The following is a 17,287-nucleotide window of genomic DNA, read 5'->3' on the forward strand; positions in this document are numbered from 1 at the left end:
ACTTTTTGCAAGCCAAAGAAATCGCCCAGGGCCATTTTTTCCGCGCGGGAAAAAGAGCCCAGGGCTAATATTACCGTGGCTGCAAAAAACGGTCTCGCCCAAGGGCGTCGTATGCGATTCGCCGCCGAAAAATAGCCCTGGGCGTTTATTGCCGCATGGGAAAAAGAGCCCTGGGCGCTTTATTGGGGGCGAAAAAAAACCGGCGGCCGCAGGGGCGGCGCCGGTTTTCTTGGTGCCCCCCCTCGCCTATGCGGCGTGCGGGGATTGGCTGGCGACGGGGTTGTGGTAGGCGGCCAGCAGGGTGGCCTCCTTCTGCTTGGCCGACTTCAGGTGGCGCTCCTTCACGTGGCCGTAACCGCGGATGTCCTCCGGGATGCTGGCGATCGCCACCGCCTGGCCGACGTTGTCCGCCGTGAGCTTGCCGAGCAGGCCGCTCACGGTCTGGCGGTACTCGGCGATCAGGGCGCGCTCCATCTTGCGCTCCTCGGTGTGGCCGAAAATGTCGAACGCCGTGCCGCGCAGGCCCTTGAACTTGGCCAGCACGCCGAAGGCTTTCATCATCCATGGGCCGAACTGGCGCTTGATCAGGTGCCCCTGCGCGTCCTTCTTGGCCAGCAGCGGCGGCGCCAGGTGGAACTTGAGCTGGTAGTCGCCTTCGAACATGTTCTCGATCTTGGCCTTGAACGCGGGGTCGGTGTACAGGCGCGCGACCTCGTATTCGTCCTTGTAGGCCATCAGCTTGTAGAAGTAGCGCGCCACCGCCTCCGTCAGCCGCAGCTGCTTGCCGCCCAGTTTCGATTCGGCCGTGCGCACCTCGTCGACGAAGATCTTGTACTGGTTGGCGTAGCCGGCGTCCTGGTAGGCGGTCAACAATTCGACGCGGCGGGCGACGATGTCGTCCAGCGTTTCGTTGCGCTTGAACTCGATCACCCTGGCCGGCGTGGTCAGCTTCGTCACCAGCGCCAGGTCGTGCGCGGCGGTGCGGCCCCAGTGGAAGGCGGCCTTGTTGAAGTTGACCGACACGGCGTTCAGCTCGATCGCCTTGACGATCGACGCCTCGGCCAGGGGCACCTGCCCCTTCTGGAAGGCGTAGCCCAGCATGAACATGTTGGTGGCGATGGAGTCGCCCATCAGCGCGGTGGCGATCTGGCCGGCGTCGATGAAGTCGACCCGCCCGGCGCCGCAGGCCTTCACGATCTCGGCCTGCGACGAGGCGGCCGGGAATTGCCAGTCCGGGTTCTTCACGAAGGCGGCCGTGGTGGCGCCGGTGGAGTTCACCGCCGCCCAAGTGCGGCCCTCGCCCATGCGCGACAGCGCGTCGCGGCTGGCGGTGACGATCTGGTCGCAGCCGATCACGAGGTTGGCCGCGCCGGTGCCGACCCGGGTCGAGTGCAGGTCGGACTGCTTGTCCGCCAGGCGCACGTGCGACATCACCGGGCCGCCCTTCTGCGCCAGCCCGCTCATGTCCAGCACGATGGCGCCCTTGCCCTCGACGTGCGCGGCCACGGCCAGGATCTGCCCCACCGTCACCACGCCGGTGCCGCCGATGCCGGTCACCAGGATGCCGAACGGCTCGGCCGTCGACGGCAAGACCGGCGTCGGCAGCGGCGGCGTCGCGGCCGCGTTGGACCCGCCCTCGCCGCCGGCCTTCTTCGGCTTTCTTAGTCCGCCGCCCTCCACCGTCACGAAGCTCGGGCAGAAACCGGTGGTGCAGGAGAAGTCCTTGTTGCAGGACGACTGGTTGATTTGGCGCTTGCGCCCCAGTTCCGTCTCCAGCGGTTCCACCGACAGGCAGTTGGACTGCACCGAGCAGTCGCCGCAGCCTTCGCACACGGCCTCGTTGATGACGGCGCGCTTGGCCGGGTCCGGGTATTCGTTGCGTTTCCGGCGGCGCCGCTTCTCGGAGGCGCAGGTCTGGTCGTAAATCATGGCCGACACGCCGGGCGCGTCGCGCAGTTCGCGCTGCACGTCCATCAACTCGGAGCGGTGGCGGATGGTGACGCCTTCCGCCCATTTGTAATCGTCCGGATACTTCTCCGGCTCGTCGGTGACGACGATGATGGGGCCCACGCCCTCGGCCGCGATCTGGCGCGAGATCATGCCCGGATCGAGCGGGCCGTCGAAGGCCTGGCCGCCGGTCATCGCGACCGCGTCGTTGAACAGGATCTTGTAGGTGATGTTGACCTTGGCCGCCACCGCCGCGCGGATCGCCAACAGGCCCGAGTGGAAATAGGTGCCGTCGCCCAGGTTGGTGAACACGTGCTTTTCATTCGTGAACGGCGCCTGGCCGACCCAGGTGATGCCCTCGCCGCCCATGTGGGTGAAGGTGGCGGTCTCGCGGTCCATCCACTGCACCATGTAGTGGCAGCCGATGCCGGCCAGCGCGCGCGAACCCTCGGGCACCTTGGTCGAGCTGTTGTGCGGGCAGCCGGAGCAGAAGAACGGCGTGCGGTCCTTTTGCGGGTCCGGCTTGACGTTGATGTTGTTGAGCACCAGCTCCTTCGCCTCCAGGAAGGCGATGCGCTCGGCCACGCGCCGCGCCACCGGGTGGCCGGCGCAGTAGTGCGAGATGCGGCTGGCGATGGCGCGCGCGATCTGCGCCGGATTCAGCTCGTAGGTGGCGGGAAGCAGCCAGTCGCCGTGGCCGGTGCGCGGGTTGTTCGACCATTCGCCGGTGTCGTCGAACTTGCCGACCACCCGCGGGCGCTCGCCGTCCTTCAGGTTGTACAGCTCCTCCTTCAGCTGGTATTCGAGGATCTGGCGCTTCTCCTCCACCACCAGGATCTCGTCCAGCCCGCGCGCGAATTGCTGCACGCCCTCCGCCTCCAGCGGCCAGGTCATGCCGATCTTGTACAGGCGCAGGCCGATGTCGGCCGCCGCCTGCTCGTCGATGCCCAGGTCGGCCAGCGCCTGGCGCGTGTCCAGGTAGGACTTGCCGGCGGTGATGATGCCGATCTTCGGCGCCGGGCTGTCCCAGATGATCTTGTTGAGCTTGTTGGCGCGCACATAGGCCAGGGCCGCATACCACTTGTAGCTGTTCATGCGGGCTTCCTGGTCCAGCACCGGGTCCGGCCAGCGGATGTTCAGGCCGCCGGCGGGCAGCTCGAAGTCGGTCGGCATCTGGATCCGCACGCGGTCCGGGTCGAAGTCGACCACGGCGCCGGACTCGATGATGTCGGTCACGCATTTCATCGACACCCACAGCCCGGTGTAGCGGCTCATGGCGAAGGCGTGCAGGCCGTAGTCGATGTATTCCTGCACCGAGGCCGGGTACAGCACGGGGATGCCGCAGGCGTTCAGGATGTGGTCGGACTGGTGCGCGATGGACGAGGACTTGGCCGCGTGGTCGTCGCCGGCCAGCACCACCACGCCGCCGTGCCTGGACGAGCCGGCGCTGTTGGCGTGCTTGAACACGTCGCCGCAGCGGTCGACGCCGGGACCCTTGCCGTACCACATGGAGAACACGCCGTCGTACTTGGCGCCGGGGAACAGGTTGGTCTGCTGCGTGCCCCAGACGGCGGTCGCGGCCAGGTCCTCGTTCATGCCCGGATGGAACTTGATATGGTGCGCGTCCAGGTATTTCTTGGCCTTCATGGCCGTCATGTCGACGCTGGTGACCGGCGAACCGCGGTAGCCGGTGATGTAGCCGGCCGTGTTCAGGCCGGCCGCGACGTCGCGCTCGCGCTGCATCATCGGCAGGCGGATCAGCGCCTGGGTGCCGGTGATGAAGGCGCGGCCGCGCTCCAGGGTCCATTTGTCGTCCAGCGTGATGTCGTGGGCGGGCGAGCCGGGTTCCAGGTGGGAACCTTTGACGGGTGCATTCATTAAGTTGTCTCCATTGTTCTCGGATTGCGCGGCGGCGCCCCTCGTGAGGACGCCGCCGGTGAATACTTTATGCAAAACAGGTTAGCACACACTGTGGCTATGGGGTCAGACCCGCGATCCGCACCTCCACACTCTGCGACGGACTATGGCGCGGATGGTCTGACCCCGGTTTTAGGCCGCCGGCGCATCGTCCTTCAGCACGCCGCGCTTGATCTGGTCCAGCTCGATGGACTCGAACAGCGCGCGGAAGTTGCCCTCGCCGAAGCCCTGGTCGCCCTTGCGCTGGATGATCTCGAAGAAGATCGGCCCGATCACGTTTTGCGTGAAGATCTGCAGCAGCAGTTCGCGCTCGCTCTCGGTGCTGTGGCCGTCGACCAGGATGCGCAGGCGGCGCAGCTCCTCCAGGTTTTCGCCGTGGTGCGGCAGGCGGCGCTCGACCAGCTCGTAATAGGTCTCGATGGTGTCCTGGAACACGATGCCGGCGTCGCGCATGCGCTGGATGGAGCGGTAGATGTCGTCCGTGCCCAGCGCGATGTGCTGGATGCCCTCGCCGTGGTAGGCGTCCAGGTATTCGGCGATCTGCGACTTGTCGTCCGACGATTCGTTGATCGGGATGCGGATCTTGCCGCAGGGCGAGGTCATCGCCTTGGACTTCAGGCCGGTCAGCCTGCCCTCGATGTCGAAGTAGCGGATTTCGCGGAAGTTGAACAGGTTCTCGTAGAACGAGGCCCATTCCTTCATGCGGCCGCGGTGGACGTTGTGGGTCAGGTGGTCGATATAGGTCAGGCCGTTGCCCACCGGGTCGGCCTCGGCGCCGGGGATGGCGACGAAGTCCACGTCGTAGATGCTGATGTCGCCGATGGCGCCGTCCGGCACGCCCTTGGCGGCGTTCTTGCCGCGCCAGCGGTCGACGAAATAGATCAGCGAGTCGCCCACGCCCTTGATGGCGGGGATGTTGAGCTCCATCGGGCCGGTCTTGTTGTCGAACCCCCAGGCGCCCAGTTCCAGCGCGCGCTGGTAGGCGTAGGCGGCGTCGTCGACGCGGATGGCGATCGCGCACACCGACGAGCCGTGCTGGCGGGCGAAGCGCTGGGCGAACGAGTCCTGCTCGGCGTTGATGATGAAGTTGATGCCGCCCTGGCGGTACAGGGTCACGTCCTTGTGGCGGTGGCGGGCGATGGCGGTGAAACCCATGCTCTCGAACAGCGCGCCCAGGGCCTTCGGGTCCGGCGCGGCGTATTCGACGAACTCAAAACCATCGGTTCCCATCGGGTTGTCCCAGGACTCGAATTTCATCTGCGTCTCCTTGGCGAAATACATTGCTTATTTTTCGCACAGTATAGACCCCGGGGGCGGGCATTAAATTGCGAACAATTCCCAGGCATCGGGAATTTGCGCAATAATATTGCCGTAAAAACGACCAAAAGAGGATTTTATGACCAAGATCGCGCTCGACAAAACCGATCGCAAGATTTTGTCCATCTTGCAGGCCGACGGCCGGCTGTCCAACCAGGACGTGGCCGAGCAGGTCAGCCTGTCGCCCTCGCCCTGCCTGCGCCGCATCAAGCGGCTCGAGGAGGAGGGCGTGATACGCCAGTACGTGGCCCTGCTGGCCCCGGACAAGATCGGCCTGGGACTGCTGGCCTATGTGAACGTGCGGCTGGAAAAGCACAGCGACGCGGCCGCCGTGGCCCACAGCAACGCCCGCGCGCTGGGCGTGAACCCGACCTCCGCCTCGCCGCGCGCCGACTTCGCGGTGGCCGTGGAGCAGTGGCCGGAGGTGGTGGCCTGCTACGCGATGACGGGCGAAATGGACTACCTGCTGCGCGTGCACGTGGAGGACATGGACCACTTCTCGCGCTTCATGATGGCCACCCTGCTGCGCCACCCGGCGGTGCTGGACGTGAAGTCCAGCTTCGCCCTGCAGCGCATCAAGGACACCACGGCGCTGCCGCTGCCGCTGGTGTGACGGGATGAAAAGGTGTGAAAACGCCACAGCCGGCGCCCCGATAGTATCAAATCGCTAGCTTGTTAGTTTTCGATAGTATTTCCAATCGATAATTTCTGTAACATCATGGAAAATTCATCGACGAGGACCGCATGTCGCTCACTTTCAAGCAAAGAATCTGGTCTATTCCCGCCATCGCCGCGCTGCTGTTCGCCGGCGGCATCGCCATCAATCTGAGCTACACCTCGTCCGCGCTGTCGCACATCGCCCACGCCGGCAATGTCGACTACCCGGCGCTGGACCGGCTCAACTCCATGCTGCGCGACGTGCGGGCCATTTCCGAGGACATGAAGAACGCGGTGACCGACGGCGAGAAGGACGGCTTGGTGGCCATCCAGGCCTCGGAACAGCGCATCCGCGCCACGCTGGCGGCCATCCGGGCCATCGAGGGCCACGCGCCCGACGCCGAGCGCCTGGGCAGGGAGTTCGACGCCTACTACGCGCCCACGCTGCAGGCCGGCAAGATCATGCTGGGGCTGGAGAGCGGCGACGCGCCCGGCGCCATCGCCCGCATGCAGGCCGCGCACAAGGTGCTGAACCAGGACCTGGAGCGCAGCTATGCGCGCGAAAGCAAGCAGCTGACCGCCGCGCTGGGCGACGGCACGCGCGACGTCAAGTTCCTGATGACCCTGAACATCCTGGTGGCCGCGCTGGCGGTGGGCGCGCTGGCCGCCGCCTCGGCCTTCATCATCCGCCAGCTGTGGCGCCAGCTGGGCGGCGAGCCGGAGTACGCGATCGCCATCGCCGAGACGGTGGCCGAGGGCGATTTCACCAGCCCCATCCGCACCATGCGCGGCGACAGCGCCAGTCTGCTGCTGAGCCTGCGCGACATGCAGCACAAGCTGGCCGGCACCCTGCTGCGCATCCGCGCGGCCGGCACCACCATCGCCAGCGCCGCCCACGAGATCGAGGCCGGCAACAGCGACCTGGCCGCGCGCACCGAGCGCGGCGCCGGCGCGCTGGAGCAGACCGTCAAGTCCATGCAGCGCCTCACCGCCACCGTGCGCCAGAACGCCGACAACGCGCAGCAGGCCAACGAACTGGCGCGCTCGGCCTCCGGCGTCGCCGAACAGGGCGGCGCCGTGGTGGCGCAGGTGGTGGACACCATGGGCGCCATCAACGCCTCGTCGAAGAAGATCGTCGACATCATCGGCGTGATCGACGGCATCGCCTTCCAGACCAACATCCTGGCGCTGAACGCGGCGGTCGAGGCGGCCCGCGCCGGCGAGCAGGGCCGCGGCTTCGCCGTGGTGGCCACCGAGGTGCGCAACCTGGCGCAGCGCTCGGCCGCCGCCGCCCGCGAGATCAAGACCCTGATCGACGACTCGGTGCAGCGCATCGACGACGGCGCCCGCCTGGTGGACCAGGCCGGCACCACGATGACCGCCATCGTCGACAGCATCGGCCGCGTCACCGGCATCATGGGCGAGATCACCCGCGCCAGCCACGAGCAGAGCGCCGGCATCGAGCAGATCCAGCACGCCATCAGCGCCATCGACGGCGACACCCGCCAGAACGCCACGCTGGTCGAGCAGGCGTCGTCGGCGGCGGTCTCGCTGCTGGAACAGGCCACCAGCCTGGCCGAGGAGGTCGGCACCTTCAAGCTGATGCAGGCCGACGCCCTCCACCCGCCGCGGCACGCCGCCGCGCCGCAGGCGGCCGCCATCCCCCGATTAACGTAACCGCAACGCCAACCATGCCCATCAAACCCCTAGCCGCGCCCGCGCTTCTGCTGCTGGCCGCCCTGCTGCCGGCGCAGGCCCGCGCCGAACTCGTGGTGATCGTCTCGGCCAAGGCCGCCGCGCCGGCCGCCGAACTGATCTGCCAGTCCTACCTGGGCAAGATCAAGCAGCCCGCCCCCGTCAACCTGCCCGAGAAGCACGCCGCGCGCGACCAGTTCTACGCCAAGGCCTGCCACAAGGACCCGGCCCAAGTGCGCTCCATCTGGTCCAAGCTGATCTTCACCGGCGGCGGCACGCCGCCGGTCGAGGTGGACAGCGAGCAGGACATGAAAAAAACCGTCGCATCCGATCCCAACAAGATCGGCTACATCGACAAGAAGGACGTCGACGCCAGCGTCAAGATCGTCGCCACCCTCAATTGAAACCACGCTTACCTATGAAGAAACTGATTACCGGCCTGCTGCTGGGCGCCGCCAGCCTGGCGCACGCGGGCGACCTCTCCGTTTCCGGCTTCGCCACCGTGGCCGCCGGCAAGGCCTTCGACGGCGACCAGGGCAAATGGAACGCCTTCGACTGCCCGTGCAACATCGCCAACTACGAACACGGCGCCGTCTACGACAAGAACCGCGTCAGCCTGGCCGAGGAATCGCTGGCCGGCCTGCAGCTCAAGTACAAGTTCAGCGACACCGTGTCGGCCACCGCGCAGGTGGTCAGCCGCGCCTCGGAGAAGATGAAGGGCGAGATCGACTGGGCCTACCTGAGCTGGGACATCACGCCGGACACCACGCTGCAGGCCGGCCGCCGCCGCCTGCCGATCTACGCCTTCTCCGACAGCGTCTACATCGGCTACACGCTGCCGTGGATACGGGTGCCGCAGGACATCTACGGCTGGGAGATCGGCGCCTACAACGGCGCCAACATCAGCCACCGCAAGACGGTGGGCGACTGGGTGGTGCTGGGCAACGTGTTCGCCGGCCAGGAGGTCAGCAAGGGCAACCCGGAGATGGAGCGCATCTATTACGACGCGCGCGTGGACGACGCCTGGAAGCGCATCCTGGGCGCCTACCTGGACGTGTCCAACGACTTCATGGGCATGCGCCTGATCTACATGCAGAACAGCATCGACCTGACCAGCTTCCCGGCCGACCCGGCCGACGCCGAAGAGATCCGCGGCCTGCGCCAGAAGATCATGGGCGTGTCGGCCAGCGTGGACTACAACAACTTCCTGCTGCGCGCCGAGGCCAACCAGTTCCGCCGCCCGGCGCAGGATTACAAGGCGTCCAGCTGGACCGCGACGGTGGGCTACAAGATCGGCGACTTCACGCCGCTGGTGGGCTACTCGCGCTACAAGGAAAAGCTGACCGCCGGCTACACCGACCTGCAGCTCGACAGCACGCGCTTCGCGGCGCTGCGCTGGGACTTCCGCAAGAACATGGACTTGAAGATCCAGTTCGACTCCGTGATCGACCGCAGCCACGTGGCCTTCAGCGGCAGCTCCAAGCTGGTCAGCGTGGCGCTGGACGCGGTGTTCTGAGACCGGCCGCTCAGTCGTTCTTGATCTTGTCCAGCCACTTGGCGGCGGCGCGGGTGTTGGCCTTGAGCGCGTAGTCCAGCGTGGCGAACTGCTCCTCCACCGCCTCCTGCAGCATGGTGACGGGACTGGGCGCGGGCAGGGTCAGGTAGGCGTCCGCCTCGCCGTGGTCGCGCTGGATTTGCATGCCGGCTTTTTTGGCGATGTGCATCATGGTCTGGTTGGACGACAGGCAGTGCATATAGAGCGTGTCGACGTCGTTGTTGCGGCAATGGATGGCGGCGCGCTCGAACAGCTTGGAGCCGATGCCCAGGCCGCGCGCCGATTTCGACACCGACACGCCGAACTCCGCCACCCTCTCCTTCTCGGTCAGCGAGTTCTTGGCCTCCCTGGGCGCGAACGCCAGGTGGCCCACCGCCACCAGCTTGAACAGCCGGTTGTAGACCCCGAACACCATGTCGCGCGCGAAGTCGATGCCGTACACGTAGTTGGTCACCTGCTGGTCCGGGGCGTGGGAGCCGAAGCGCAGCAGGCGGTCCGGCCTTTCCAGCGCCAGGAAGTGGCGCAGCATGCGGCGCCGGTCGCGCTCGGCCAGTTCCTTCACCAGCACCGTCGGGCGCGACTCGCCGTCGCCCGGGAACCAGCGCTTGAACGGATTGCGGAACAGATTCAGCTTGGTCATTCGCGGCTCCCCGTGCGCATTGTGCGGCGCAACATCGACAACCATTGTAGCCCAACCACCGGATTGATACCGAGGATGGACTCTAGCGGACCGGCCGGCCTGTTAAAACCCGCCGCAAATGCCGGGGTCGGACCCTGGGGGTCCGACCCCAGGGTTACGCCTCTGGTTTCGGACGCGCTATACCTCGTCGTCATCCATGCCGGCGCCCAGCGCGGCGCGCACGGCGGCCACCCGGGCCTGGTGCACCATTTCCGGAATGCGCGCGGGATGGTCGGCGCAGGCCTGGGCGACCTCGCCGGCGTTGACGCCGCGCGCGGCGGCCAGCGCCTTTTCAAGGTGGGCGCGCTGCGGGTAGGGCTGGTCGCGGAAGCTGACGCCGCCCCCTTCCCTGCCGCGCGCGTCGCATTCGGCCGCCATCAGCATCTGCGAGAAGCGCGCCGGCTTGCGGAAGGCGTCGCTGCGCTCGAACAGCTTGACCATCGTGTTGGGCCGCAGCGCCAGCGCGCGCGAGACGTTGCCGTGGTCGCGCGCCGTCATCACCGCCAGGTCGCGGCATTCGCTAGGCGCCTTCAACCGCTTGCACACCCGTTCCACCAACGCCGCGCCCTCGCCCTCGTGGCCGTGGTGCGACGGCCACTTTTCGGGCGGCGTGAGGCCCTTGCCCAGGTCGTGCATCAGCGCGGCGAAGCGCACCGGCAGTTCGTGGCCCTGCGAGGCGGCGTAGTCCACCACCTGCTCCATGTGGATGCCGGTGTCGATTTCCGGATGATGGGCCTCGGGCTGGGGCACGCCCCACAGGGCGTCCAGCTCTGGGACGATGCGCGCCAGCGCGCCGCAGTCGCGCAGCACTTGCAGCATGCGCGAGGGCTTGTGCTCCATCAGGCCGCGCGCGACCTCCTGCCACACGCGCTCGGGCACCAGCGCGTCCACCTCGCCCCGCTCCACCATTTGCCGCATCAGCGCGTTGGTTTCGGGGGCCACGACGAAGTCGGCGAAACGGGCGGCGAAGCGGGCCACGCGCAGGATGCGCACCGGGTCCTCGGCGAAGGCGTCGGACACGTGGCGGAACACGCGCAGCTCGATGTCGCGCCGGCCGTTGAACGGGTCGGTCAGGGTCCCGTCCTCGGCGCGGGCGATGGCGTTGATGGTGAGGTCGCGCCGCACCAGGTCATCCTCCAGCGTGACGTCCGGCGAGGTGTGGAACACGAAGCCCTTGTAGCCGGGCGCGGTCTTGCGCTCGGTGCGGGCCAGCGCGTACTCCTCCTGCGTTTGCGGATGCAGGAACACCGGGAAGTCCTTGCCCACCGGGCGGTAGCCTTGCTTGACCATCTCCTCCGGCGTGGCGCCGACCACCACGTGGTCGTGGTCCTTGACCGGGAGCCCCAGCAGCTCGTCGCGCACGGCGCCGCCGACGGTGTAGATGCGCATGCTCAATCCGGCATTTCCGCGTCGTGCTGCGGGCAGGTTTCGGTTTCCGCCAGCGCCTCCGTGATCCAGCGCGCCACGGCCGGATGCGCGCGCACCCGTTCGCAGTAGGCGTTCAGCGCGGGCGGCAAGGTCACGCCGTAGGTGTGGAAGCGCATGACCACCGGCGCGTAGTAGGCGTCGGCGATGGAGAAGTCGCCGAACAGGAACTGGTGGTGGCCGAAGCGGCTCAGGCACTCCTCCCAGATCTCGCTGATGCGGCCGATGTCGGCCTGGGTGCCGGGCGTGCGGCCCTTGCCGGGATAGCTGCCCTTGATGTTCATGGACATGGAGCTACGCAGGCTGGAGAAGCCCGAGTGCATCTCGGCGCAGATCGAGCGCGCCATCGCGCGCGCGGCCACGTCCTGCGGCCACAGGTGCTTTTCCTGGAACTGCTCGGCCAGGTATTCGCAGATGGCCAGGCTGTCCCAGATCGTCATCTCGCCGGCCAGCAGCACCGGCACGCGGCCGCAGGCCGAGTAGGAGGCGATCTTGTTGGCGGTGTCGTCCTGGTCCAGCAGCACGCGCACCTCCTGGAACGGGATGTTGAAGGCGGTCATCGCCACCCAGGGCCGCATCGACCAGGACGAGTAGTTCTTATTGCCGATGACCAGCGTCAGACCGGGCTCGCGCGCGGCGGCCAGGGCTTGCGACAGGGAGGGGTCGAGTTCTGTGGTTTGCATGCTTGCGTTCCGATGGTGTTTGAATTGTTGTCAGCGGCCGCCGAAGGAGGTTTCCTGGCGTTCCTGCTCGGTGTAGCCCTTCGGCCCCACCACGCCCAGGCGCGCCTTCAGCGATTGCGGGCGCCCCTCGAACAGGGCGGCGTAATAGGTGGCGTTCGACATCACGTTTTTCACGTAGACGCGGGTTTCGAAGAAGGGAATCGATTCGATGAAGACGGCGCTTTCCATCGGCTTGTCCAGCGTGGCGCGCCAGGAGCGCAGCCGTCCCGGGCCGGCGTTGTAGGCGGCGGTGGCCAGCACCTGCGAGCCGTCCATATTGCCCAGCACCATGTTCATGTAGTTCGTGCCCAGCATGATGTTGGTGCGCACGTCGCTGATCGCGTCCTGCGCGTAGTCGGTGAGGCCCAGCTTCTTGGCCAGCCAGCGCGCGGTGGACGGCATCACCTGCATCAGGCCCGAGGCGCCGGCCGACGATTGCGCGTCCATGATGAAGCGCGACTCTTGCCGTATCAGGCCGTAGACCCAGGCCTTGTCCAGGCCCAGGGTCTGCGTGGCCGGGTGCATGATGTCGTCGTGCGGCGAGGGGAAGCGCTGCGTGTAGTCGACCTGCACGCGGGTGCGGTCGGAGGTGTTGACCATGCGGTCCAGGATGTGGTGCTGGCGCGCGAATTCGGCGGCGGCCAGGTGTTCGCGTTCGTTCAGGCTGCGCAGCTCCCAGTTCCATTCGCGCGTGCCCTCGAAGCGCAGGCGCATGCCGAAGAACTTGAGCGCGCGCTGGAAACCGGGACGCTCGCCGATGGCCGCCACCTCGGCCGGCGCCAGCGGCGCGCCCGGCGGCGGAATGGTGATCATCCGGCCCAGCTCCTCCAGCGCCAGCTGGCCGTAGAAGTGCTGCTGCTCCGATATGCCGCGCAGCAGCTGGGCCGCCTCCGGCGTCGGCTGTGACGCCCCGGCTTCGGCCATCAAGGCGCGCGCGCGCCAGTAAATCCAGGCCGGATCGTTGCGCAGCCACTCGGGCATGGCGGCGATGTTCTTTTTGACCTGCTTCCAGTCGCCGTCGCGCAGCGCGATGCGGGTCTTCCACTGGTGCTGGTCCACCGACAGCGGCGCGCCGGCCGACTTGCGCCAGTATTCGCTGGTCTCGGGCGACAGCGAGTACGAGGACGCCAGCGCGATGTTGGCCCAGCCTATGGCCTGCTCCTGCGCGGTCAGCCTGGACTCCGCCTTGTTCAGCGCCAGCGCCGCCAGCTTCACGCTGGTGCGCGCGGCGCGGCCGACGGCGACCAGGAAGGTTTCATGGTCGGCCCGGCCCGCGCCGGGGCCCTTGGCCATGGCCACCATGGGCGTGTCCACCGCCTGCGAGATCTTCTTGTCGGCGCCGCCCAGCAGCAGGATGGCGCGGCGCGCCTGGCCGGTGGCGTTGAATTCGCCGGACAGGCGCACCTGCGCCCACACGTCCTCCGCGCTGAACTGGCCGGCCTGGTACAGGGTGGCGATCAGGCCCGCGCAGGCCTCGCCGTAGCCATTGGGGGCCGTCAGCAGCGTGCGCGCGTCGTCGGCCACCTTCAGGCCCTTCAGGGCCTTCGATTGCAGCGCGTAGCACTTGACCTGGGTGTCGTCGTTCAGCACGAACTGCGGGTACTGGTCGTCGAAATTGGGCCAGTCCCGCTTGCGCCCCAGCTCCAGCAGCCAGTCGTTGCGCAGGCGGTCGGCGATCGCGCTGCCCTCGTGGCGCTTGAGGAACTCGCGGATATCGTAGGTGGTGGCGTCCCTGAAACGGGATTTCAGCCGATAATAATCGACATAGGACGGAATGGAATAATTGGCCAGGCGCGCGGCGTAGAAATCGGCCTTCTGCGGTTCATCCTTGCGCACCGCCTCGCGCAGCAGCAGGAAGGAGTCGTCCTCTTTACGGCTATCGTTGCCACCGTCGTCGGCGTGCGCGAACGAGGTGATGGCGCATGCTACCGCGACGCCGGTGATCCATTTCGACAGGGAAATCAATGTACGGCTCTCACTAAAATTCAGACATGACTGGCGACCCTAGAATACCACGCAACCCTGTACAGCAACCAGCGCCCCCGGCGCCGCTCAAGACGGCGTTGCGCAAGCGGCTACTGGCCGCGCGCCGCGCGCTGGAAGCCGAGACGCGCGCGCGATGGGACCGCGCGCTCTGTGACCATGTGCTGGCGTGGCAGCTGCAAAACAAGTGCGACGTGCTGGGAGTTTACTGGCCGCTGCGCGACGAGCCGGACCTGCATCCCGCCTACGCGGAGCTGGCGCGGCGCGGCGTGCGGCTGCTGCTGCCGGTGGTGGTGCGCAGGGACGCGGCGCTGGAGTTCGCGGAATGGGACATCGGCGAGGCCATGGTGAAGGACGCGATGGGGGTGGCGGTGCCGGCCGAATTGCGCATGGCGCCGTATCCGCCGGCGCTGCTGGTGCCCTGCCTGGGCTACAACGCGCACCGCTACCGCCTGGGCTACGGCGGCGGCTTCTACGACCGCACGCTGGCGCGCGAGCCCCGTCCGGCCACGGTCGGCGTCGCGTATTCGATCACGCGCGCCGACTTCCCGGATGATAGCCACGACGTCGCGCTGGACGCCGTGCTGACCGAGGCCGGTTAAACCAGCCGCTGCCACAGCGCCGTGGTCGGCGCGGCCTGGTTCATGCTGTAGAAGTGCAGGCCGGGCGCGCCGCCCGCCAGCAGGCGCTGGGCCAGGCCGGTCACCACGTCCAGGCCGAACTCCTTGATGGAGGCGGTGTCGTCGCCGAAGCTGGCCAGCTTCAGGCGCACCCAGCGCGGGATTTCCGCCCCGCACATGTCGGAAAAACGCATCAGCTGCGTGTAGTTGGTGATCGGCATGATGCCCGGCACGATGGGCACCGTGACGCCGGCCTTGCGCGCCTGCTCGACGAACTGGAAGTAGGCGTCGGCGTTGTAGAAGTACTGGGTGATGGCGGCGTCGGCGCCGGCGTTCACCTTGCGCACGAAGGCCTGCAGGTCGTCCCGCGGCGATTTGGCCTGCGGGTGCACCTCGGGATAGGCCGCCACCTCGATGTGGAACCAGTCGCCGGTCTCGGCGCGGATGAATTCCACCAGCTCGTTGGCGTAGCGGAATTCGCCGGCGGCGCCGTAGCCGCTCGGCAAGTCGCCGCGCAGCGCGACCACGCGCTTGATGCCGGACGCCTTGAACTCGGCCAGGATGGCGCGCAGCGATTCGCGCGTGCCGCCCACGCAGGACAGGTGGGGCGCGGCGTCCTCGCCGGCGGCCAGGATTTCGCGCACCGTGTCCAGCGTGCCCCGCTGCGTGGTGCCGCCGGCGCCGAAGGTCACGGAGAAGTATTTGGGGTGCAGTTCGGACAGCTTGGCGCGCGTGGCGCGCAGCTTTTCCGCGCCTTCCGCCGTCTTGGGCGGAAAGAATTCGATACTGAAGTTAGGAGTTTCCATCTGCGTTCTTCAAAAGTAGGGTAGACAGAGCCCAGGAGATCACGCTGTACAGGATGGCGCCGCCCATCGCGGACCAGAAGCTGTCGACATGGAAGCCGTCCACCATCTGCGCCACGGCCCAGAACAGGAAGCCGTTGATGACGAGAATGAACAGGCCCAGCGACAGCATGGTCACCGGCAGGGTGAGCAGCAGCAGCACGGGACGTATCAGCGTGTTGACCAGGCCCAGCACAAGGGCCGCGACCAGGGCCGCGCCAACGCTCGTGACGTTGACGGAATGCATCAGGTAGGGCACTGCGAACAGGGCTGCCGCATTGATTAACCAGGTAAGGACCAAACGCATAGATAAGCCTCGCAGCTGACGTGAAAAGGGCCGGCTGGGCCGGCCCTCGGCTGATTAGTAGCGGTAGTGGTCGGGCTTGTACGGGCCCTCGACGCCGACGTTGATGTAGGCGGCCTGCTCCTCGGTCAAGGTGGTCAGCTTGGCGTTCAGCTTTTTCAGCTGCAGGCGCGCGACCTTCTCGTCCAGGTGCTTGGGCAGGGTGTACACGCCGACCGGGTATTGCGCGGTGTTGGCGAACAGCTCGATCTGCGCGATGGTCTGGTTGGCGAACGACGACGACATCACGTACGACGGGTGGCCCGTGCCGCAGCCCAGGTTCACCAGGCGGCCCTCGGCCAGCAGGATGATGCGCTTGCCGTCGGGGAAGATCACGTGGTCGACCTGCGGCTTGATGTTTTCCCACTCGTATTTCTTCAGCGAGGCGACATCGATCTCGTTGTCGAAGTGGCCGATGTTGCAGACGATGGCCTGGTCCTTCATGGCCAGCATGTGCTTCTCGGTCAGGATGTGGTAGTTGCCGGTGCAGGTGACGAAGATGTCGCCCTGCGATGCGGCCTCGTCCATCGTGACGACGCGGTAGCCTTCCATCGCGGCCTGCAGCGCGCAGATCGGATCGATCTCGGTGACCCACACCTGGGCCGACAGCGCGCGCATGGCCTGGGCCGAGCCCTTGCCCACGTCGCCGTAGCCGGCGATGACGGCGACCTTGCCGGCGATCATCACGTCGGTGGCGCGCTTGATGCCGTCCACCAGCGATTCGCGGCAACCGTACAGGTTGTCGAACTTGGACTTGGTGACCGAGTCGTTGACGTTGATGGCCGGGAAGGCCAGCTTGCCGTCCTTGTGCATCTGGTACAGGCGGTGCACGCCGGTGGTGGTTTCCTCGGTCACGCCCAGGATCTGCGGCAGGCGCTTGGAGTACCAGGTGGCGTCCACGGCCAGGTGGGCCTTGATCGAGTTGAACAGGCAGATCTCTTCTTCCGAGCCCGGGTTGTTCAGCACCGAGATGTCCTTCTCGGCGCGCGCGCCCAGGTGCAGCAGCAGCGTGGCGTCGCCGCCGTCGTCCAGGATCATGTTCGAGTAGACGTTGTCGCCGGGCCACTCGAAGATGCGGTGGGTGTAGTCCCAGTACTCGTCCAGGTTCTCGCCCTTGACGGCGAACACCGGGGTGCCGGCGGCCGCGATGGCGGCGGCGGCGTGGTCCTGGGTCGAGTAGATGTTGCACGAGGCCCAGCGCACTTGCGCGCCCAGCGCCTCCAGCGTGCGGATCAGCACGGCGGTCTGGATGGTCATGTGCAGCGAACCGGTGATGCGCGCGCCCTTCAGCGGCTGGGCGGCGGCGAACTCCTCGCGGATGGCCATCAGGCCCGGCATTTCCGTTTCGGCGATCTTGATTTCTTTTTCGCCCCACGCGGCCAGGCCGATGTCAGCGATGATGTAGTCTTGCGAAGATTTGAGTACGGCGTTCATCACGCCCTCCTTTCAAAGTTGAAAAAAGTAACGTGAGCGCGGTGTTGATTTCCGAGCCTGGCCAGCTGATAGGCGGGTCGCAGCGCTCCTCGGGAGGGGAATTTTACACGAAAAACCGCCGCGTCTGTGTGACGCGGCGGCGTTACAACAT

The 17,287-nt window shown here is 66.7% G+C and carries 14 protein-coding genes and 1 riboswitch; of the genes, 5 read left to right on the plus strand and 9 right to left on the minus strand.

Annotated elements, in window-relative coordinates:
• Positions 1 to 246: 246 nt before the first annotated feature.
• Positions 247 to 3,825: an indolepyruvate ferredoxin oxidoreductase family protein gene (locus BM436_RS26200; RefSeq protein ID WP_093558482.1), complete on the minus strand. Its 3,579-nt coding sequence runs from the start codon at positions 3,823 to 3,825 to the stop codon at positions 247 to 249.
• Positions 3,826 to 3,996: 171 nt separating this feature from the next.
• The gene (gene hppD, locus BM436_RS26205) at positions 3,997 to 5,121 is read right to left on the minus strand and encodes a 4-hydroxyphenylpyruvate dioxygenase (RefSeq protein WP_093558553.1); all 1,125 of its coding nucleotides are present in this window, start codon (positions 5,119 to 5,121) and stop codon (positions 3,997 to 3,999) included.
• Positions 5,122 to 5,260: 139 nt separating this feature from the next.
• On the opposite strand from hppD, the gene BM436_RS26210 reads away from it, so the two are divergent.
• The 4 genes from BM436_RS26210 (at position 5,261) to BM436_RS26225 (ending at position 9,049) form a co-directional block, all read left to right on the plus strand.
• Entirely contained in the window at positions 5,261 to 5,794 is a 534-nt protein-coding gene (locus tag BM436_RS26210; protein WP_093558483.1) for an Lrp/AsnC family transcriptional regulator, read from the plus strand.
• A gap of 131 nt (positions 5,795 to 5,925) precedes the next feature.
• Positions 5,926 to 7,515, plus strand: coding sequence for a methyl-accepting chemotaxis protein (locus BM436_RS38555; RefSeq protein WP_093558484.1), 1,590 nt, complete (start codon positions 5,926 to 5,928; stop codon positions 7,513 to 7,515).
• A 14-nt stretch (positions 7,516 to 7,529) separates the two neighbouring features.
• Positions 7,530 to 7,937: a hypothetical protein gene (locus tag BM436_RS26220; RefSeq protein ID WP_229490738.1), complete on the plus strand. Its 408-nt coding sequence runs from the start codon at positions 7,530 to 7,532 to the stop codon at positions 7,935 to 7,937.
• Between the two features lie 14 nt (positions 7,938 to 7,951).
• Positions 7,952 to 9,049: a porin family protein gene (locus BM436_RS26225; RefSeq protein WP_093558485.1), complete on the plus strand. Its 1,098-nt coding sequence runs from the start codon at positions 7,952 to 7,954 to the stop codon at positions 9,047 to 9,049.
• 10 nt (positions 9,050 to 9,059) lie between these two features.
• On the opposite strand, the gene BM436_RS26230 is transcribed toward BM436_RS26225, so the two are convergent.
• The 4 genes from BM436_RS26230 to BM436_RS26245 all read right to left on the minus strand — a co-directional run bounded on the left by BM436_RS26230 (position 9,060) and on the right by BM436_RS26245 (position 13,879).
• Positions 9,060 to 9,728, minus strand: coding sequence for a GNAT family N-acetyltransferase (locus BM436_RS26230; RefSeq protein WP_093558486.1), 669 nt, complete (start codon positions 9,726 to 9,728; stop codon positions 9,060 to 9,062).
• A gap of 177 nt (positions 9,729 to 9,905) precedes the next feature.
• Positions 9,906 to 11,156 carry a multifunctional CCA addition/repair protein gene (locus tag BM436_RS26235; RefSeq protein WP_093558487.1) on the minus strand — a complete coding sequence of 417 codons (1,251 nt, stop codon included), beginning with the start codon at positions 11,154 to 11,156 and terminating at the stop codon, positions 9,906 to 9,908.
• A gap of 2 nt (positions 11,157 to 11,158) precedes the next feature.
• Complete coding sequence (locus BM436_RS26240) at positions 11,159 to 11,875, minus strand: glutathione S-transferase family protein (RefSeq protein ID WP_093558488.1); 717 nt, start codon at positions 11,873 to 11,875, stop codon at positions 11,159 to 11,161.
• A gap of 30 nt (positions 11,876 to 11,905) precedes the next feature.
• Entirely contained in the window at positions 11,906 to 13,879 is a 1,974-nt protein-coding gene (locus tag BM436_RS26245) for a lytic transglycosylase domain-containing protein (protein WP_093558489.1), read from the minus strand.
• A 98-nt stretch (positions 13,880 to 13,977) separates the two neighbouring features.
• On the opposite strand from BM436_RS26245, the gene BM436_RS26250 reads away from it, so the two are divergent.
• Positions 13,978 to 14,499, plus strand: a complete 522-nt coding sequence (locus BM436_RS26250) for a 5-formyltetrahydrofolate cyclo-ligase (protein WP_229490740.1) — start codon at positions 13,978 to 13,980, stop codon at positions 14,497 to 14,499.
• On the opposite strand, the gene metF is transcribed toward BM436_RS26250, so the two are convergent.
• From metF to ahcY, 3 genes are read right to left on the minus strand one after another with little or no spacing between them, the layout of a single operon-like run.
• On the minus strand, positions 14,496 to 15,323 hold the full coding sequence (gene metF, locus BM436_RS26255) for a methylenetetrahydrofolate reductase [NAD(P)H] (protein ID WP_093558491.1): 828 nt from the start codon (positions 15,321 to 15,323) through the stop codon (positions 14,496 to 14,498). The two genes, BM436_RS26250 and metF, sit on opposite strands and share 4 nt — an antisense overlap.
• On the minus strand, positions 15,310 to 15,666 hold the full coding sequence (locus BM436_RS26260; RefSeq protein WP_093558492.1) for a phage holin family protein: 357 nt from the start codon (positions 15,664 to 15,666) through the stop codon (positions 15,310 to 15,312). The genes metF and BM436_RS26260 overlap by 14 nt, the downstream gene beginning before the upstream one ends.
• Before the next feature lie 54 nt (positions 15,667 to 15,720).
• A complete protein-coding gene (gene ahcY, locus BM436_RS26265) occupies positions 15,721 to 17,136 on the minus strand; it encodes an adenosylhomocysteinase (protein ID WP_093558493.1) in 1,416 nt (471 codons plus the stop codon).
• Positions 17,137 to 17,163: 27 nt separating this feature from the next.
• Positions 17,164 to 17,233: riboswitch (S-adenosyl-L-homocysteine riboswitch) on the minus strand.
• Positions 17,234 to 17,287 lie beyond the last annotated feature (54 nt).

It is taken from the genome of Pseudoduganella namucuonensis (genome assembly GCF_900116645.1).
GTDB lineage: Bacteria > Pseudomonadota > Gammaproteobacteria > Burkholderiales > Burkholderiaceae_D > Rugamonas > Rugamonas namucuonensis.